Below are 15,167 nucleotides of genomic sequence, written 5' to 3' on the forward strand. Positions count from 1 at the left end.
AATCAAACCAAATATAAATGGATTAGTTTTTAATTTACCAGCTGATTGTCACTTGCCCTGCCAAATCCTACTGTATCCCGGTACATTTGTGGCGATACATCGGCATTGGTTTTAAAAAACCGGCTGAAATAATATTCGTCTTCATATCCCAGTTCCCATGCTATTTCTTTTACGGGCTTATTGGTTAAATACAACTCGCGTTTGGCCTCGATGATAATGCGTTCGGCAATCAGGTTACTGATGGTTTTATTAAAATGGCTTTTGGTGATGCGGGCCAGCGCTTTTGCCGAAATGTTGAGCATATCGGCATAATCGCTCGCGCTGTGCTTGGTTTTGTAATGCATTTCGATGGCATCCTGAAGGCTTTGCAAAACAAGCGGTTCTTTATTTATTTTGTCGGGATCCCTGTCCAACACCTGCTGTTCGGATTTTAGACGGGAGGCCGTGATCAAGAAAATTTTCAGATACGATACCAGGATATCGAATTGGGCCATCCCCTTATTTTGCATTTCGGCTTTTACCTGGTTTATCACCATATCAAAAGTAGCCGCACTGGTGGCGTCGATTTTTATATATGGCGGATGGTAAATATTGTCAAACAAAATACCACTGCACGATACCTCTTTATGATGCTTATGGATACAAAAAAAATCGGGGTGAAACTGAATAGCTACGCCGTTAATAGCTTGCGCTGTAGAAAGCATAAAGGGCTGATAGGGCGTAAACGCAAGCAGGTTGTCCTTTTCAAAGCTATATTCCGAAAAATCAGATTTTAACCTGCCCGATCCTTCTTTTACCCAGATAACCGAAAAATAATTATTGCGCTGTAAATGGTCGAAATAGCTGTTATCCTCAAATAAAAAAAGTTTAAAGGCAAGGTTCCCGGTTAACGGATCAACCAGGGTAAAAGTATTTTGGTTGTCGGTCATTTATTTTGATGCTAACTGTGCTTTAAGAGCGTGGTTTTCGGCTCTCAATTTATTGATGTATTCGTGTTGGGCCGCAAACTCATGTTGAATCTCCTCAAGGGTATACCTTGGGGTAATATGTTGCGGGCAGTTCCAATCGTAGGCTGTCACCTTTAACAGGATAATTCTTTCGGGCTTAAATTTATAATCCGGCAGGTTTAGCTTATCATACAATTCGGCGTTATTATCGATATCTAAAATACTTGCTTCTGCAAAAATCTTAAGCCGGGCTTTTGCGGCCTGATCTAACAGGAATAAAGCTACCTTATTGTGGGTAGCCAAATTACCTGCGGATATGTATTGCTTATTGCCTCCAAAATCAATAAAGCCCAGGGTTTCATGATCCAACACCTTCAAAAAACCTTTAGGACCACCGCGAAACTGTATATAAGGGTAACCACTTTCGCTAATAGTGGATAGGTAAAAATTATCCTGCTGGCTTATAAAATCCTCTTCGGCTTCGGTAAAACCATCAGTGTATTTAAATTCCTGCTGCCGTGCATAACCGGCACGGCTACCATAACGTTCCTGGAATTCCTTTACGGCATCGGTAAAAGCAATTTGCGCGTAATTCATAATGTGTTCTTAATATAGTTTCCTATCGGTTTCGGCAATAGGCATATCGTTAATGCTGGCAAAACGCTTTTGCATGTAGCCATTCTCGTCAAACTCCCAAAGCTCGTTTCCGTAGCTACGATACCACTGGCCGGTGTGGTCGTGCCATTCGTACTCAAACCTTACAGCCATACGGTTTTCGCGGAAACCCCAAAGTTCTTTCTTTAATTTATAATCCAGTTCTTTCTCCCATTTCTGCGTTAAAAACTGTTTAACTTCTTCGCGGCCATTTATAAAATCGGTGCGGTTGCGCCATTCAGTATCAATGGTATAGGCAAGGCTCACCTTTTCAGGGTCGCGGGTATTCCAGGCATCCTCGGCAGCCTGCACTTTCTGCTGTGCTGTTTCCATGTTAAAAGGAGGGAGGGGATAGCGTTTGTTTTCCATGATGACGTTGTTTTAAACTTGATAAAAGTAGTGAAAGAGAGGCGAGAATCAAGAATCAAGAATCAAGATGAAAAAACTGCACCTGTCCTAATTATTGATCGCCGGCATTTAATTCTTTTTAATTATGCTGAAAAAATACCTGTCTTAATTCTTGATTCTTGACTCTTGACTCTTGATTCTTTTTACAAGGCTTCAACAGAATTATAAGCGTTTACCACGGGGAAATCAATGTCGGTTTTGGCAGTATTATTAAAATAGTTGGTCAGAACATTTAGTGCCACATGGCCAACAATTTCGCCTATCTCGCCGTCGGTAAAGCCAGCCGCTTTTACCGCTTCAACATCGGCATCATTTACCAGTCCTTGTTTTGCTGTTAAGATGGTTGCAAATTGCAAAGCTGCAGCTGTTTTGGCATCATGGCTATTCGCGTTACGGGCATCTGTTAAAGTTGCAGCGTCAATATGTGCCAGCTTTTCGCCTATATAGGTATGTGCAGATAAACAGTAATCACAATTGTTTTTTTCGGATACGGCCATAGCCAGCAGCTCACCGGTTTTTGCTCCAAGCTTGCCATGTGCCAGTGCCCCGCTAAAGTTCAGGTAACCTTCTAACAAGGCCGATGAATTGCCCATGGTGCGCATCATGTTGGGTACAACACCCAATTTACTTTGTATTGCAGAAAATAATTCTTTTGTTTTGCCTGTAGCTTCGTCAGGATTTAATGCTTTTAAACGTGCCATTGTAGTATGTTTTTGTTTGTCGTTATTGACAATACAAAAGTGCACACAGCAGCAAAGCTGTAACATGGATGAATTTCGTTAGTACATGGACAATTTTCCCAACCGCGTTCTCAAAGAACTCAAAAACACCCAGGTCTAAAGTCTTTTGCCAGGTTTAGCCGATGAGTTATAAAATAAACTTTTTGTATATGTTGGCAGCAGTAGCCAATCTTGTTGTTTGAACTTTATTAAGTTTGCCAAACAGGTTATAATTAATATCAACAGTGTTTGTTTTAATTGCCCGCTTCCAGTTGCCAACAACCTGGTTATCTATCACAATCACCGGATCGAAAATTACATACCTGGCCTGCTCCCTGTATTTGGGCGCAACCAACGCGTCGCGATCTTTATAGGCTATGGCAAATTCATCATAAGCAGGCAACAAGTAAGCTTTGTTTTTAGTTGGAGCAGTTGTTGTATGATGGGGCATCCAATATGTCTTTCCGTCAATTACTTCGCTTATTAGGTGCCCTTTTATATGTTCAAGACCGGTACCGGCGTCTGCAATAGTAAGCCCCGACCAGTTGGCAAAATCGTGTACGGTAGCTGGCCCCCGCGTATTAAAAAAGCCCGTTGCCAGTTTAGTTAGCGCTTCGTCGTGGGTTAGCAATGGGGTTGCCGGCACCCGGTCATCAAGCAGCGCGTATGTAAATTGTTTACCAATGCGGCCACCACTGCAAATAACGCCGTCAAGTTCGGCATGCATCAGTAAAAGGGTAAAGCGTAAGTCGTCGGTTGGAATATGATTTCTGGTTAGCACGTCGGTTAATTCTGCCCGGGTGAGTTGTTTATTGCCTTGCATGGCTTGTATAAATACCTCGTTGGCTTTATTAAATACAATACTATCCAGTTCGAATTTTTTATACATCCCTGCGTTAATGGCATGTATACGGGGTGCGGTAAGCGCCAGCATCCAACGGATATCGGCGGGCGCAACAAAGTGCCAGGTAGGCCTTAGCAGGTGGGTGCGCAATATGCGGCCATCGGTGATAGCTTGTTCAACAATACTTTCTTTTGCCGAGGTCATACGTATCCCAATGGCCCATTTGGCCCCTGCGTAATCCTGGGCCTGCATGGCCACCATGTTTTTGACAACATCCTCCGGCTTGCTAAAAACGGGGCTGCTAATGTACTGGTTATACATTCGCAACCGGGCTAAAGGATTATCTTTCATTGATAGTATTTTAGTTATATTACAAATTTATCAGGCCTTAATGACAAAGGCATGTCAGCATGAAATTTTATAATAGTTAGAAATTGTAGCGGTAATATGCATCTTTAAAATCAGTACGCATCTCTATAAACCGGGCGCCAACTTTGGTTAAAAACTCCTCATCAAGCAATTCAAAAACACTGTTAACGCCATCGGTTAAATCCATTTCGGCAACTTTAAAACTTTGCTCCAGGGTACCCTGTTCTATCTTTACAATAAACTTTTGGTTCATATTCATGATAGTAACTTTAAAATCGGGGTGCGGTAGTTCTGCAATAATTCTCATATTTTAATTTTTCAATAAATCATTTAAAGGGTCTTTACCGTCCAGCGAACCAAAGCTGGCAACCAGCCGGAAGCGAGCAAATAACTCTTCGCTGTACCAGTTCTCGCTGCGGGTAAGTTTTATTACCTCGGCGTGCTCCCGGCTTTTGTAGGCAAAGTTTTTTACATCATCAATGCTTTTCCAAACAGAAAATGTTGCCTGCCGATAAACGGGCGCTTCGCCAACACCAAACGAGGTAACATAACCAGGGGCCGATGTCATTAGACCAGCCACCTCATCCACATGACTCCAGAAATTCTTAAGCCTGCTTATGCGGATGGTGGCCCGTGTTAGCACAGCCACGGGGCCGGTATAATTTGTGGCTTCGGGATTGCCAAAGGGTTCTTTGCCACTCCACTTACCATGGCTTTGCAGGGGCTGGCATAGTACGGTATAACCTTCATGGCCAAATATTTTCCACCAGCCCGATACAAACGACCGGTTATAAAACCTGTCAAAATCTTCACGGCTTTCCCAGCAGGCTAATAAGCCCCACTGCTGCCAGTCGGGTTGTAAATCAAAAGTTCCGTTTTTGCCCGAGCCCAGCAGCTTGTAAAATGTGCAGCCTTTTTGCAGCAGCAAGGGCAGCCGGTGGATAGCCATGGCGAGTAATGCGAATGGTATAAACAGCTTGCGGTAACGTATTATGGTTAAGCTAACATACATGTACCCGCTAAATAAAAGATTTAATGTGATATAGTTGGAATTTACATTCAGGAAGCAAAATTTTTACATAAAAGTGTCAGGGCAACCGCATCTGAATAATTAGCGGCGATAAGCTGTTATTTAATATTAACTAAAACGATACCTTATGTTTATTGCCTCATCCTGGCCAAAAAATCCAGGTTGCTTCGGTAACTTGTTTTGGCCAACAACAGGTACAAATATTTGGATGCACTTAAATTGCCTGATATATCAGATTAGTGTTAATCATGATAAATTACAAACAATTAACTATCAAATGCTTATAAATAAAATAGCTAAAATGTGTTAAGTTATGTTAACCCAACTCAGATGCGTTTTGCCCGATAAAGTTGCCGCGAGAATTGTGGTCGATGATTTGCAGCTTTCAAAACTAAACCTTGCGACGTGAAACATTAATACTAAATTGCATAACGGAATTACATTTCCAAACTAACCTTTTGAAATATCAATTATGAAAAAATTAATCATCATTTGCCTGCTAACGGGCTTGGCTATCATCAATGCAGCCGCCAAAACCAAAGTGCTGGTATTTTGCAAAACAGCCGGGTTTCATCACAATTCTATAGCGGTTGGCGTACCGGCTATTATGAAGCTGGGGGCCGAAAATGGCTTTACTGTAGATAGCACAACCAATGCCGAAAAGTTTACTGCCGCCAACTTAAAGCAATATGCGGCTGTAATATTTTTAAGTACTACGGGTGATGTTTTGAACGATGCGCAGCAAACAGCCTTTGAACAGTATATTAAAGCCGGTGGCGGCTTTGTTGGGGTACATGCGGCCACCGATACCGAATATGATTGGGCCTGGTATGGCAAGCTGGTTGGCGCTTATTTTAAAAGTCACCCTAAACAGCAGGAAGCGGTTTTACATATTGTCGACCATGATTTTATTGCCACCAAACACCTGCCCGAAGACTGGAAACGCTGGGACGAATGGTATAATTACAAATGGATTGCCGATGACCTGCATGTATTGATCAAGATAGATGAAAAAAGCTACACAGGCGGCGAAAACGGCGTTAACCATCCTATGGCCTGGTATCACAGCTTTGATGGCGGCAGGGCCTTTTATACTGAGCTTGGGCACACCGACGAGTCATATGCCGATCCGTTATACCTGAAGCATTTGCTGGGCGGGATTCAATATGCAATAGGGAAGAAGTAGTTGGCATCTGAAGGATGCTCTCTATGGGAGGAATCCAGGAAAAGCCTATGAACAAATCTCCGGCCTGATAAACAGGATGCAGATAGGGCCGGAGATGTTCATCAGTTGAATTTTATGCTATTGATCTATTGCCTTTTTGCAACTATATCATTCATAATCATATCGGCATGCACCCGCGAGTTTTCAATAAACCAAAGGTGGGTATCCAATCCTCCGCAAACTACGCCCGCAAGGTATAAACCGGGCAGGTTGGTTTCCATCGTTTCCGGATTGTATTGGGGAATAAATTTATCTTCGGACAGGATAATGCCCAGTTTTTTCAGAAAATCGAAATTGGGTTTATAGCCTGTCATCGCCATTACAAAATCGTTAGGAATGGTAATCAATCCATCAGGTGTTTTGATATCAACCTGATGCTCGCGGATGGCTTCAAGATTGGAGTTGAAATAAGCCTTTATACTGCCTTCTTTTATCCGGTTAATGATATCCGGCCGTACCCAGTATTTAACCCTGCTGCTAATCTCAGGCCCACGCACCACAAGGGTGACATCGGCGCCCTTACGATAGGTTTCCAGAGCAACATCAATGGCCGAATTGCTGGAACCAACCACCACCACTTTTTGCGAGGTATAATAATGCGGATCCTGGTAATAGTGTTTTACTTTGGGCAGATCTTCGCCGGGGATATTTAAATTAACCGCTATGTCATAAAAGCCGGTAGATAGTATCACCTTTTTTGCCCGGTAAGTTGTTTTATTGGTTGTTATAGTATAGCCATCATCATCGGCCTTTACGTTGGTTACCTCCTCAAATAAATGGAGCGGAAGGTTGTTTGACAGGGCAACCCTGCGGTAATATTCCAGTGCATCGTTACGGGTGGGTTTGTTATGAACGGTTACAAAAGGTACGCCGCCAATCTCCAATTTCTCTGAAGTTGAGAAGAAGGTCATAGTAGAGGGATAATTATATAACGAGTTTACCAGGCAGCCTTTTTCCACAATTACAAAACTTAAACCTGCTTTTTGGGCTGCCAGTCCGCAAGCCAAACCTATGGGGCCGCCACCTATAATGAGTATATCGAGCATGCTGCTAAGATAGGCAGTTTTTGAGAGACAATTGTGAATCGATCTGCACAAGTGCCAATTTTGATTAAATAAGTAAAATGTTCAGGAGGAACCGCTGCACTTATATGTTAACCAGAAATAGCCATTAAATAGTCCAGGTTTGGTTGGGTGCGATTGCTGTATGGCCTTCCTGCCAGCCGGACCTGTTGCCCCTGGCTGATCCCTTGTAGCTGTACAGTTTGATAATGGGCGATAGCCCCGTCATCTGCCAACAATTGATATGCATGCTCTGAAATGATCATATCGTTATCCAACTCTTTAGTTTTGGCTTGTAGCCTGGATGCAATGTTGACAGGGAGGCCCATTACTGATAGTTGCGGAGCGTTATCCAATCCAAACTGGCCAACGAAAACATTACCAGCGTGCAAACCGACACCAATCTCGAGCGGGCCTCCATAATAAGGTTCGTCATAAGCTTCGTTATACAGGCCAACCGTTTGGAACATCACTTTAGCAGCCTGGTAGGCATTGTTCACGGATTCTTTTAACCCGGTTTGTAAACCAAACACAGCATACATACTGTCTCCGGCGATCTCTACCACCTTGCCTTCGAATTTCTTAATGATTTGATTAAACGCGGTGAACAAACGGCGTACAATTTGAATGACGGTTTTACCAGACTGGGCTTCCAATAAGCCGGTGAAATTCCGGATATCGAGAAACAGGATGGCAAGTTCCTGTTCTTTGTCTGGGGGAGCAGGCACCGGGCTCAGCATGAAATAATTATTTTCCATATTAGTATAGACGATTAACACCTAAAACCATTTTAAACAAATGTAGAGGGATGACTAAATGGTAGCAAAGGAAAAAAGGTAAACCCGGGGCGCTTACCGGTAAAAGTAGGGATATGGGCGGTGAGCCGTGTCTTTTTTTGTACTGCCGCCTGATATTAGGACGATTCAAAATACCAACAAAAAATTAACGTTCTTGCCGCGCGCCCAAAAAAACAAGAATCCAATGGGTACCTTTAGCCGTTGACTATTTTTTAGAATGACCGGAAATTTGGCCGGCTGATGAGCGGTGAAAACGACCATGGCACCGAACTTAGTATTACCAGCAGGGCTACGGTTAACCAAATCGCCATTGTTTTAAATTTTTTCAGGTCATTGGTTTGTCGTTTGCTTTTGACAGAGCCCAGAGTAATAAGGGTTATCCCTATCAGCATCATGGTAACGTGTTCCATGCCAAAAAAACGGATTGCACGTTCATGTACTGCGGTGGCGAAGTGATGTAAGAAATAAGCGACAATAGGGCTGATGAAGTATAGCCAGACGCCCAGTATTAATTGAAGATGTGCTATGGTGGCTGTAGTATGCCTTACAATGTTATCGAATTTCAAATAAGGACTTCCTGATAACCAGCCATGGTACGAACGAAAGATAGCGAACAGGAGGGTTATCAATACCAGCCAGCGGGTGAGGGAGTGTAATGCCAATAAGGTTCCGTACATGTTTATGCAGACAATTATCTTGCAATAATATTTAATTTTTTTATGCTACGAAGCCTTGTGCGCATTTTTTGGGGTATTTGTTACCTGGCTTCTCTCCGTTATGATTTTTAATTATAAGGGGGGCAAACGGCTGTAGTCTGGGAGGAAACTTGATTACCGTCGCTTGGTTCACAATAAAAAAAGAACCCGCTTTTGGCAGGAAAAATATAGGCATAAAAAAGGGTAAGCTACTTTTATCGCGCCGCTCAACTCTCTACCCTTGCTGCGTTCCCACCCTGGGGGAGTTCAAGAGGAGCTGGCCGTAAAAGACTTACCCCGGGGCAAATATAGAAAAAGGATGCTTATCAGGTTAATAAATTGTTAAAAAAGGCTTACCCGCTGATAGTTAAAGGAATAGATTATTGTTTGTTGCCCGTTCCTGGTTACATCGGCCATAAACGCCAGCGCTTTGTTGGCCTTGAATGTTCGTGAACCGCGTGTTTTTAAAATTTACAGTGTTTTTTGATGGGTAGAAATAGCAAAGGCGGTTAAAATCACCGCCTCTTTATTTTTTACTTTGTTAATATCAATTCAAGATCTTTCTTAATCAGATCAGCGTTTTTGGGTTTAATCTCGTAATCGAAGTTAGCGGCACCATCAGTCGCGATCCGGATAATTGAAACTGATTTTGTTTTCAACGTTTCGATATCATCTTTCTCCAGTTTATAATATACCAGGTTAATAATCCGGTCGGCCTGCGAGCCGTAAGTTACATGGGCGTCGCCGCCTACATCAGGTTTTAAATCCAGTACGCTGTTATCAGTAAACTTGATATTGGTAATGTTGGCCGGACCGATAGACCAAACCCGAGGACCGTTCATATTATCTATCCTGAAGCACAGCACGTAACTGGTTCCTATTTTTTCCGCGTAAACGTATAATAGTCTGCCCGTAGCAAAGCCCAATTGTGTGTAAATTCGTTCATCGGATGTTTTCCATGTGGTGTCGCCTTTGATCTTATCGATCTCTGGTTTTTCTAATTTTTGGGCACTTGCAGAAAGCGCAATGCCGGTAGCTAAAATAGCCGACAAGTAAATTTTTTTCATTGTGAAATTTTTAGAGTTAAGTAATAATTTTTGAAAAGGTAATAGGTTTAAAGCCAACGAATTTTATTTTAAGGTTTAGGTTTTTTATTCAATATCAAGTTTTTATGCCACAGCCAGCTTTCTGTCGAAAGGGATTTTTTTATAAATCTTATAGCTGTCAAATTTGGTGTCGGCCTCTTTTTCCAGCACGGTTATACCATCGGCTAAAAACTCGTCTCTGTAATTAATTTTCACAAAATGCGGCCATAAGGTATTAAATGCCTCTATCGGTATTTTACGCGCAATGGTAATGTGTGGATGGAGCTTTTTTATCATCAGCAAATCCTTAATGACGGTAAACCAGTCGGATGTTTCTTTATCCAGTTCTATTTCCGCATAAATAGTACGGAAAGCCGGACCGTGCGAAAAAAAGTTAAATCCTGTTACCCTGATGTTGTGTACAGCTATCGTTCGCCTTATTATAAAATCGACCATATCATAAAAAGGACCGATAACTTTGGGCTTTTGCGCCCCGGGTTCAACCTCATCCCTAATGACATCTAAAGTAATATGTGCACGCGAATTCATCCCCTGGAAATTACCAATGCGGTTAAAACACGCTTTTTTAAAAGCATTTATCTTTTGATCAATACGATCTGGCGGAGACAATACTGTCAGATAATATTTAAGGGCCATATTCAAGTTAAAAAAGACTGGTTTGTTTATTAACAGCAGCTGTGTTTTTTACATGCCGCATTAAATATTCCTGGTAAACACTGTTTAATGAATCGGCCGAACCTTTAAACTCAAATTCGCGATAAACAGACGTGCCGGAGTTAACCAGATTTTTTAAAATGGTGAATTTTGATACCACAAACCTCTTTTTCAACTCTTTCCTTTGAAAATAGGGCCAAAGTAAATTAAACTGTTCGGGGGTAAGTCCGCGTGCTATGGTAATGTGCGGTGTTCCACTGCCTTTGCCTACTATATCCCACAATAATTTAAGCCAGTAGGTATTATGGTCGCTTATCTTCAGCTTTGCGTAAATGGTTTTGTTATAGCCGTTATTTTCGTTAAAGCAATCAAAGCCATCTATTTCAAAAACAGCTGCCGGTAAAGCCGTCAACCTGCGCTCAAACATCGAAAAGCCATGGTCATGCACATGGATGGGGTGCTTTGGATAATTGTTGGTAGTGATATGAGGCTTCGACCCCATGCCGGGGTAATCGCCGATTACCCGCCGGGCTTCGTTTTTCAATTTAACAATCTCGGTATTAACATGATCTGGCAAGGACAATACGAAGTGAAAAAATGGCGAATTCATATAATTGCTGATTAAATTGTTTCAAATAAACTGGTTTGATCCTGGCCGACCATCTCAATCCGGCCGCCTTCAATGTTTTCTGTACCAATAAAGCCTTGCTGATTTTTAAATTCAAAGGCTTTAAAAAACTCCCATTTGGCATATGGATCAAACGTATCGCGCTTAACTACGGTAAGCGCATTTATCCAGAAAGGCTCTACCAGCTTTTTATGCCTTAAATGAGGCCATAACTTGTTGAAATCCTTTTCTGGTATATTCCTGGTGATAGTTATATGCGGCGTAAGCGCCTTTTTTATTTTTAGTTTTTTCTTTAACTGGTTAAACCAATCGTCAACCGCAGGTGTCGACCGTATATTGGCATATATGGTGAATTTACCGTGCAGGTATGGGAAGTTTCCAAAACCATCAATATGCAGCAATACCGGCGGCAAGCTTGTCAATTCTGTTTCTAAAAATTCAATGCTTCTATCGGTCGTGAACGGTTTCTGGCGTTCCTTATGCTGGATAGAAATATGAGCAGGCGAGTTCATGCTTTGATAATCTCCAATAAGCTTTGCAGATGCCTTTTTATAGCGGGCAATTTCGGTTCTGATTATTTCCGGCGGCGAAAGCAGCATTAAGTGATCTTCGTACATCCTCATATTTTAAATTTCTCTCAATCAAAAATACTAATATAATTAGCAAGATACCAAATTAATTAGCAAATTTGTTTCATGGATCAAAAACGATATATCGTACACATCGATCTCGATTCCTTTTTTGTTTCGGTTGAGCGTAAGTTTAACCCGGCGCTTATTGGTATTCCGGTACTTATTGGTGGCTCGGCAGATAGGGGGGTAGTGGCCTCCTGTAGTTATGAGGCCCGTAAATTTGGAATCCACTCGGCCATGCCGATGAAACAGGCCATGAAGCTTTGCCCTCATGCTACAATAGTTCGGGGTTCCCATGGCCGCTATTCTGAAGCATCCAGGGAGGTTACGGATATCATCCAGGACTCGGTACCGCTATTCCAGAAATCGTCGGTTGATGAGTTTTATATCGATCTTACCGGTATGGATAGATTTTATGATTGCTACCAGGTTGCATCAAACCTTAGGCAACGGGTTATTAAAGAAACGGGCTTACCTATTTCATTTGGGATGGCATCGGGCAAAACGGTGGCTAAAATGGCTACCAATGCGGCTAAGCCTAACGGCCAGCTGTTTATTAAACACGGCGAAGAACTCCAATTCCTGGCACCTTTATCAATCAGCAGAATTCCCGGCCTTGGCGAAAGTACTGCCCAAAAGCTTTATCAATATGGAATAGAGAAAATTGGCGACCTGCAACGTACCAATCTTAGGTTTCTGGAAACCGTTTTCGGCAAGGCTGGGATTTTTCTTTGGGAGAGGGCGCATGGAATAGATCGTTGCGAAATCATCCCGCATTCCGACCGTAAATCTATATCGACGGAGCACACTTTCGATATCAATGTAAACGATCATCGCACCATTGAAACCATCCTTATTTCGATGACTGAAGAACTATCGTCAAAACTGCGGCGGGAAAATAAACTGGCATCATGCCTGGCTATCAAAATCAGGTACGCCAACTTTGAAACCCACACGCAGCAGCAAAAGATAGCCCTTACGGCTGCCGAACACATTTTGCTGCCAGGAGTTAAAAACCTGCTAAAAAAAGCATGGAACCAGCACCGCCCCATCAGGTTGATAGGAGTAAGGTTGAGTAACCTGGCCAGCGGCCGCTACCAGATTAACCTGTTTGAGGATAACGAGGAACGTATTCGCTTATACCAGGCTATGGATAATATCAACTTTAAATTTGGCGATAAAACCGTTTGCCGCGCTGCAGGAATGGATATTGGCACGAGGAATTTTAATCCGTTTTTGAAAGGGTAGGTTACTAAAGAAAGAGAAGATACAGTTAAGGACAGTTTGTAAAAAAATCCGGTTAATTTAGCGCCTGTACTTCCGGTAAACCTGTAATTATTTCCACCATGATGAAACAAATAAGACTACTGCTATTGTTGGTACCCATATTCGTGGCCCTGAGCGCTTACAAATCTAAGGAATTGACCTGGGTGGCCATAGGTGATTCAATCACTTACCTAAACGATCACCTTGACGAAACGGGTAACCGGGTTACTATGGGATATCTAACCCGTGTAACGAAGCAGTGCAATGGTTTGCATTATATTAATAAGGGGTTTAATGGCTGGACATCGGGCGGTATCGCAAAAAACATAGATAGCCTCGGAATCCCGGTCGCGGATATTTACACTGTTTTTTTGGGAACTAACGACTGGTGGCAGGGGAGGTCTGTTGGCAGCATGGGCGATTATAAAGCCGGTAATGGCAATACTACCGTTTATGGCTCGTTCCGCATTATTATCAATAAGCTGCGCAGCTTAAATCCTGTTGCCAAAATTCTGCTGATAACTCCGATGCAAAGAGTCGACTTTGTGTATATTAATAATCAGCGAAATAATGCCTTTGGCAGCTATCGCACTAAGAACGGTCAGTCGTTGGAAATGGTTGTGAATGCTATAGATTCCATTGGCCGTTGGGAACAAATCCCTGTGGTTGACCTTTACCATGACCGCCGGCTGGCAATAGAGGACCTGGTTAAATTTAAACGCCTTAAAAACCCAGCATCTGGTGCTTACGAAAATTACGTTTACCCGGAATTTACGAAAATATCTTTTGATGCTGTTACCGACGAATATCCTTATCCTAAGGAGGCCATCGGGTTAACTTACGATGGCTTACATCCTTCGGATTGGGGAAACGCCGTTATTGCAGGGGCGGTGACAAAAGTATTTAAACAATGGTTTGGTGCAGATAATACAGCCAATAAGTAATACAAACAATATTTGACGGCCAGGTATGCCAAGAATTGCACCGACGAAATTTTCGATATTTACACCTGTAGATTTTTAATATGAAAGTTTTTTTTAGAGTAGTATTATGCGTTTTTTCCTTCGCCATAGCTATACCTGTATCGGCATTACCAGTGATGTCCGTGCCTGGCGATACCGTTTTAATGGCCGATCCGACCATCTTTATGGAAAAAGGCGTTTATTATTTATACGGTACAGGTAGCAAAGATGGATTTTTGGTATACCGCTCAACTGATTTACATCATTGGATAGGGCCGATAGGGAATAGAGGTGGGCATGCATTACTGAAAGGAGATAGTTTTGGAACACAGGGATTTTGGGCGCCGCAGATTTTTAAATATCGGGGTAAATATTATATGGCTTACACAGCTGATGAGCAGATAGCCATTGCCACGAGTGATAGTCCGCTTGGTCCATTTGTGCAAAAGAACAAAAAAAAGGTTTCTGGTAGTGGTAAACAAATAGACCCCTTTGTTTTCGAGGATACCGATGGAAACCTGTACCTGTACTACGTGCGTTTGCAAGATGGTAACCGTATTTTTGTTGCCCGTTTAAAACCCGATCTTTCTGACCTTGATTTAGCAACTGTAAAAGAATGCCTGCATGCAGAGCTGCCATGGGAGAACACCGACTTATCCAAATGGCCTGTGTCAGAAGGGCCTACCGTATTAAAACATGCCGGTCTGTACTACCTGTTTTATACCGCTAATGATTTTCGTAGTAAAGATTATGCGGTGGGCTACGCAGCATCAACGTCGCCTTATGGGCCGTGGACAAAAATGCAGGATAGCCCGCTCATCAGCCGGAAAAATACGGGCGCCAACGGTACCGGCCATGGTGATTTTCTGCAGGATGCAAACGGCAATTTATACTATGTATTTCATACACACAACAGCAATACCCGTGTTGGTCCTCGTAAAACCGCGATTATAAGGGCCGAGTTTAGCAAGGGAGTACCAATAAAAATGTTAGTCGACTCGGGCAGTTTTCGTTTTTTGGTGTTGCAGTAACGTTCGAAACAACATAAGCAAGGCGTCTGATATCTGATATCGTACATCTCAAACTTGCTCTCAGTTGCCGTTGGTCAAAGGTTTTTAACCGTTGGTCAAAGTATTTATATTGATTATGCCGGTTTTGTTTCTTTTGATA

Annotated in this window: 18 protein-coding genes and 1 other RNA gene; 4 read left to right on the forward strand and 15 right to left on the reverse strand. The window is 42.5% G+C overall.

Annotated elements, in window-relative coordinates; translation table 11 throughout:
* Positions 1-29 precede the first annotated feature (29 nt).
* The 7 genes from PQ469_RS13200 to PQ469_RS13230 all read right to left on the reverse strand — a co-directional run bounded on the left by PQ469_RS13200 (position 30) and on the right by PQ469_RS13230 (position 4,953).
* Complete coding sequence (locus PQ469_RS13200; protein WP_274213377.1) at positions 30-929, reverse strand: helix-turn-helix domain-containing protein; 900 nt, start codon at positions 927-929, stop codon at positions 30-32.
* Positions 930-1,544, reverse strand: coding sequence for a pyridoxamine 5'-phosphate oxidase family protein (locus tag PQ469_RS13205; protein ID WP_274213378.1), 615 nt, complete (start codon positions 1,542-1,544; stop codon positions 930-932).
* A gap of 9 nt (positions 1,545-1,553) precedes the next feature.
* Complete coding sequence (locus tag PQ469_RS13210) at positions 1,554-1,970, reverse strand: nuclear transport factor 2 family protein (RefSeq protein ID WP_274213379.1); 417 nt, start codon at positions 1,968-1,970, stop codon at positions 1,554-1,556.
* A gap of 182 nt (positions 1,971-2,152) precedes the next feature.
* Positions 2,153-2,710, reverse strand: coding sequence for a carboxymuconolactone decarboxylase family protein (locus tag PQ469_RS13215; protein ID WP_274213380.1), 558 nt, complete (start codon positions 2,708-2,710; stop codon positions 2,153-2,155).
* 166 nt (positions 2,711-2,876) lie between these two features.
* Positions 2,877-3,923 (reverse strand): winged helix DNA-binding domain-containing protein, encoded by a 1,047-nt coding sequence (locus PQ469_RS13220; protein WP_274213381.1) that lies wholly within the window; start codon positions 3,921-3,923, stop codon positions 2,877-2,879.
* A gap of 76 nt (positions 3,924-3,999) precedes the next feature.
* On the reverse strand, positions 4,000-4,248 hold the full coding sequence (locus PQ469_RS13225; protein ID WP_090651048.1) for a hypothetical protein: 249 nt from the start codon (positions 4,246-4,248) through the stop codon (positions 4,000-4,002).
* A 3-nt stretch (positions 4,249-4,251) separates the two neighbouring features.
* Positions 4,252-4,953, reverse strand: a complete 702-nt coding sequence (locus PQ469_RS13230; RefSeq protein WP_090651049.1) for a DUF3291 domain-containing protein — start codon at positions 4,951-4,953, stop codon at positions 4,252-4,254.
* A 490-nt stretch (positions 4,954-5,443) separates the two neighbouring features.
* On the opposite strand from PQ469_RS13230, the gene PQ469_RS13235 reads away from it, so the two are divergent.
* Positions 5,444-6,157, forward strand: coding sequence for a ThuA domain-containing protein (locus PQ469_RS13235; protein ID WP_274213382.1), 714 nt, complete (start codon positions 5,444-5,446; stop codon positions 6,155-6,157).
* A 125-nt stretch (positions 6,158-6,282) separates the two neighbouring features.
* Here PQ469_RS13235 and PQ469_RS13240 read toward each other — a convergent pair whose 3' ends face one another.
* From PQ469_RS13240 to PQ469_RS13275, 8 genes are all read right to left on the reverse strand, one after another.
* Positions 6,283-7,242, reverse strand: coding sequence for a YpdA family putative bacillithiol disulfide reductase (locus PQ469_RS13240; protein ID WP_274213383.1), 960 nt, complete (start codon positions 7,240-7,242; stop codon positions 6,283-6,285).
* 107 nt (positions 7,243-7,349) lie between these two features.
* Positions 7,350-8,015: an adenylate/guanylate cyclase domain-containing protein gene (locus PQ469_RS13245; protein WP_274213384.1), complete on the reverse strand. Its 666-nt coding sequence runs from the start codon at positions 8,013-8,015 to the stop codon at positions 7,350-7,352.
* 251 nt (positions 8,016-8,266) lie between these two features.
* Positions 8,267-8,731, reverse strand: coding sequence for a hypothetical protein (locus tag PQ469_RS13250; protein WP_274213385.1), 465 nt, complete (start codon positions 8,729-8,731; stop codon positions 8,267-8,269).
* Between the two features lie 217 nt (positions 8,732-8,948).
* Positions 8,949-9,047: signal recognition particle sRNA small type (ffs, locus tag PQ469_RS13255), an RNA gene on the reverse strand.
* Between the two features lie 235 nt (positions 9,048-9,282).
* On the reverse strand, positions 9,283-9,816 hold the full coding sequence (locus PQ469_RS13260; RefSeq protein WP_274213386.1) for a hypothetical protein: 534 nt from the start codon (positions 9,814-9,816) through the stop codon (positions 9,283-9,285).
* 102 nt (positions 9,817-9,918) lie between these two features.
* Entirely contained in the window at positions 9,919-10,491 is a 573-nt protein-coding gene (locus PQ469_RS13265; RefSeq protein WP_274213387.1) for a 2'-5' RNA ligase family protein, read from the reverse strand.
* A gap of 7 nt (positions 10,492-10,498) precedes the next feature.
* Positions 10,499-11,119: a 2'-5' RNA ligase family protein gene (locus PQ469_RS13270; RefSeq protein ID WP_090651056.1), complete on the reverse strand. Its 621-nt coding sequence runs from the start codon at positions 11,117-11,119 to the stop codon at positions 10,499-10,501.
* 11 nt (positions 11,120-11,130) lie between these two features.
* Positions 11,131-11,760, reverse strand: coding sequence for a 2'-5' RNA ligase family protein (locus PQ469_RS13275; protein WP_274213388.1), 630 nt, complete (start codon positions 11,758-11,760; stop codon positions 11,131-11,133).
* A 72-nt stretch (positions 11,761-11,832) separates the two neighbouring features.
* Between PQ469_RS13275 and dinB the strand changes: the two genes are divergently transcribed.
* The 3 genes from dinB to PQ469_RS13290 all read left to right on the forward strand — a co-directional run bounded on the left by dinB (position 11,833) and on the right by PQ469_RS13290 (position 15,028).
* Positions 11,833-13,017 (forward strand): DNA polymerase IV, encoded by a 1,185-nt coding sequence (gene dinB, locus PQ469_RS13280; protein ID WP_274213389.1) that lies wholly within the window; start codon positions 11,833-11,835, stop codon positions 13,015-13,017.
* Between the two features lie 98 nt (positions 13,018-13,115).
* Positions 13,116-13,979, forward strand: a complete 864-nt coding sequence (locus PQ469_RS13285) for an SGNH/GDSL hydrolase family protein (protein ID WP_274213390.1) — start codon at positions 13,116-13,118, stop codon at positions 13,977-13,979.
* 80 nt (positions 13,980-14,059) lie between these two features.
* Complete coding sequence (locus PQ469_RS13290; RefSeq protein ID WP_274213391.1) at positions 14,060-15,028, forward strand: glycoside hydrolase family 43 protein; 969 nt, start codon at positions 14,060-14,062, stop codon at positions 15,026-15,028.
* Positions 15,029-15,167 lie beyond the last annotated feature (139 nt).

The sequence above is a fragment of the Mucilaginibacter sp. KACC 22773 genome (assembly GCF_028736215.1).
In the GTDB taxonomy this organism is placed as follows: domain Bacteria; phylum Bacteroidota; class Bacteroidia; order Sphingobacteriales; family Sphingobacteriaceae; genus Mucilaginibacter.

Bases quoted from the DNA above. Each gene is read 5' to 3' on its own strand.
- PQ469_RS13225 (WP_090651048.1), bottom strand. From the start codon at position 4,248: ATGAGAATTATTGCAGAACTACCGCACCCCGATTTTAAAGTTACTATC.
- PQ469_RS13235 (WP_274213382.1), top strand. From the start codon at position 5,444: ATGAAAAAATTAATCATCATTTGCCTGCTAACGGGCTTGGCTATCATC.
- PQ469_RS13215 (WP_274213380.1), bottom strand. From the start codon at position 2,710: ATGGCACGTTTAAAAGCATTAAATCCTGACGAAGCTACAGGCAAAACA.
- PQ469_RS13290 (WP_274213391.1), top strand. From the start codon at position 14,060: ATGAAAGTTTTTTTTAGAGTAGTATTATGCGTTTTTTCCTTCGCCATA.
- PQ469_RS13230 (WP_090651049.1), bottom strand. From the start codon at position 4,953: ATGTATGTTAGCTTAACCATAATACGTTACCGCAAGCTGTTTATACCA.
- PQ469_RS13210 (WP_274213379.1), bottom strand. From the start codon at position 1,970: ATGGAAAACAAACGCTATCCCCTCCCTCCTTTTAACATGGAAACAGCA.
- PQ469_RS13275 (WP_274213388.1), bottom strand. From the start codon at position 11,760: ATGAGGATGTACGAAGATCACTTAATGCTGCTTTCGCCGCCGGAAATA.
- PQ469_RS13205 (WP_274213378.1), bottom strand. From the start codon at position 1,544: ATGAATTACGCGCAAATTGCTTTTACCGATGCCGTAAAGGAATTCCAG.
- PQ469_RS13250 (WP_274213385.1), bottom strand. From the start codon at position 8,731: ATGTACGGAACCTTATTGGCATTACACTCCCTCACCCGCTGGCTGGTA.
- PQ469_RS13260 (WP_274213386.1), bottom strand. From the start codon at position 9,816: ATGAAAAAAATTTACTTGTCGGCTATTTTAGCTACCGGCATTGCGCTT.
- dinB (WP_274213389.1), top strand. From the start codon at position 11,833: ATGGATCAAAAACGATATATCGTACACATCGATCTCGATTCCTTTTTT.
- PQ469_RS13240 (WP_274213383.1), bottom strand. From the start codon at position 7,242: ATGCTCGATATACTCATTATAGGTGGCGGCCCCATAGGTTTGGCTTGC.
- PQ469_RS13265 (WP_274213387.1), bottom strand. From the start codon at position 10,491: ATGGCCCTTAAATATTATCTGACAGTATTGTCTCCGCCAGATCGTATT.
- PQ469_RS13285 (WP_274213390.1), top strand. From the start codon at position 13,116: ATGATGAAACAAATAAGACTACTGCTATTGTTGGTACCCATATTCGTG.
- PQ469_RS13200 (WP_274213377.1), bottom strand. From the start codon at position 929: ATGACCGACAACCAAAATACTTTTACCCTGGTTGATCCGTTAACCGGG.
- PQ469_RS13245 (WP_274213384.1), bottom strand. From the start codon at position 8,015: ATGGAAAATAATTATTTCATGCTGAGCCCGGTGCCTGCTCCCCCAGAC.
- PQ469_RS13270 (WP_090651056.1), bottom strand. From the start codon at position 11,119: ATGAATTCGCCATTTTTTCACTTCGTATTGTCCTTGCCAGATCATGTT.
- PQ469_RS13220 (WP_274213381.1), bottom strand. From the start codon at position 3,923: ATGAAAGATAATCCTTTAGCCCGGTTGCGAATGTATAACCAGTACATT.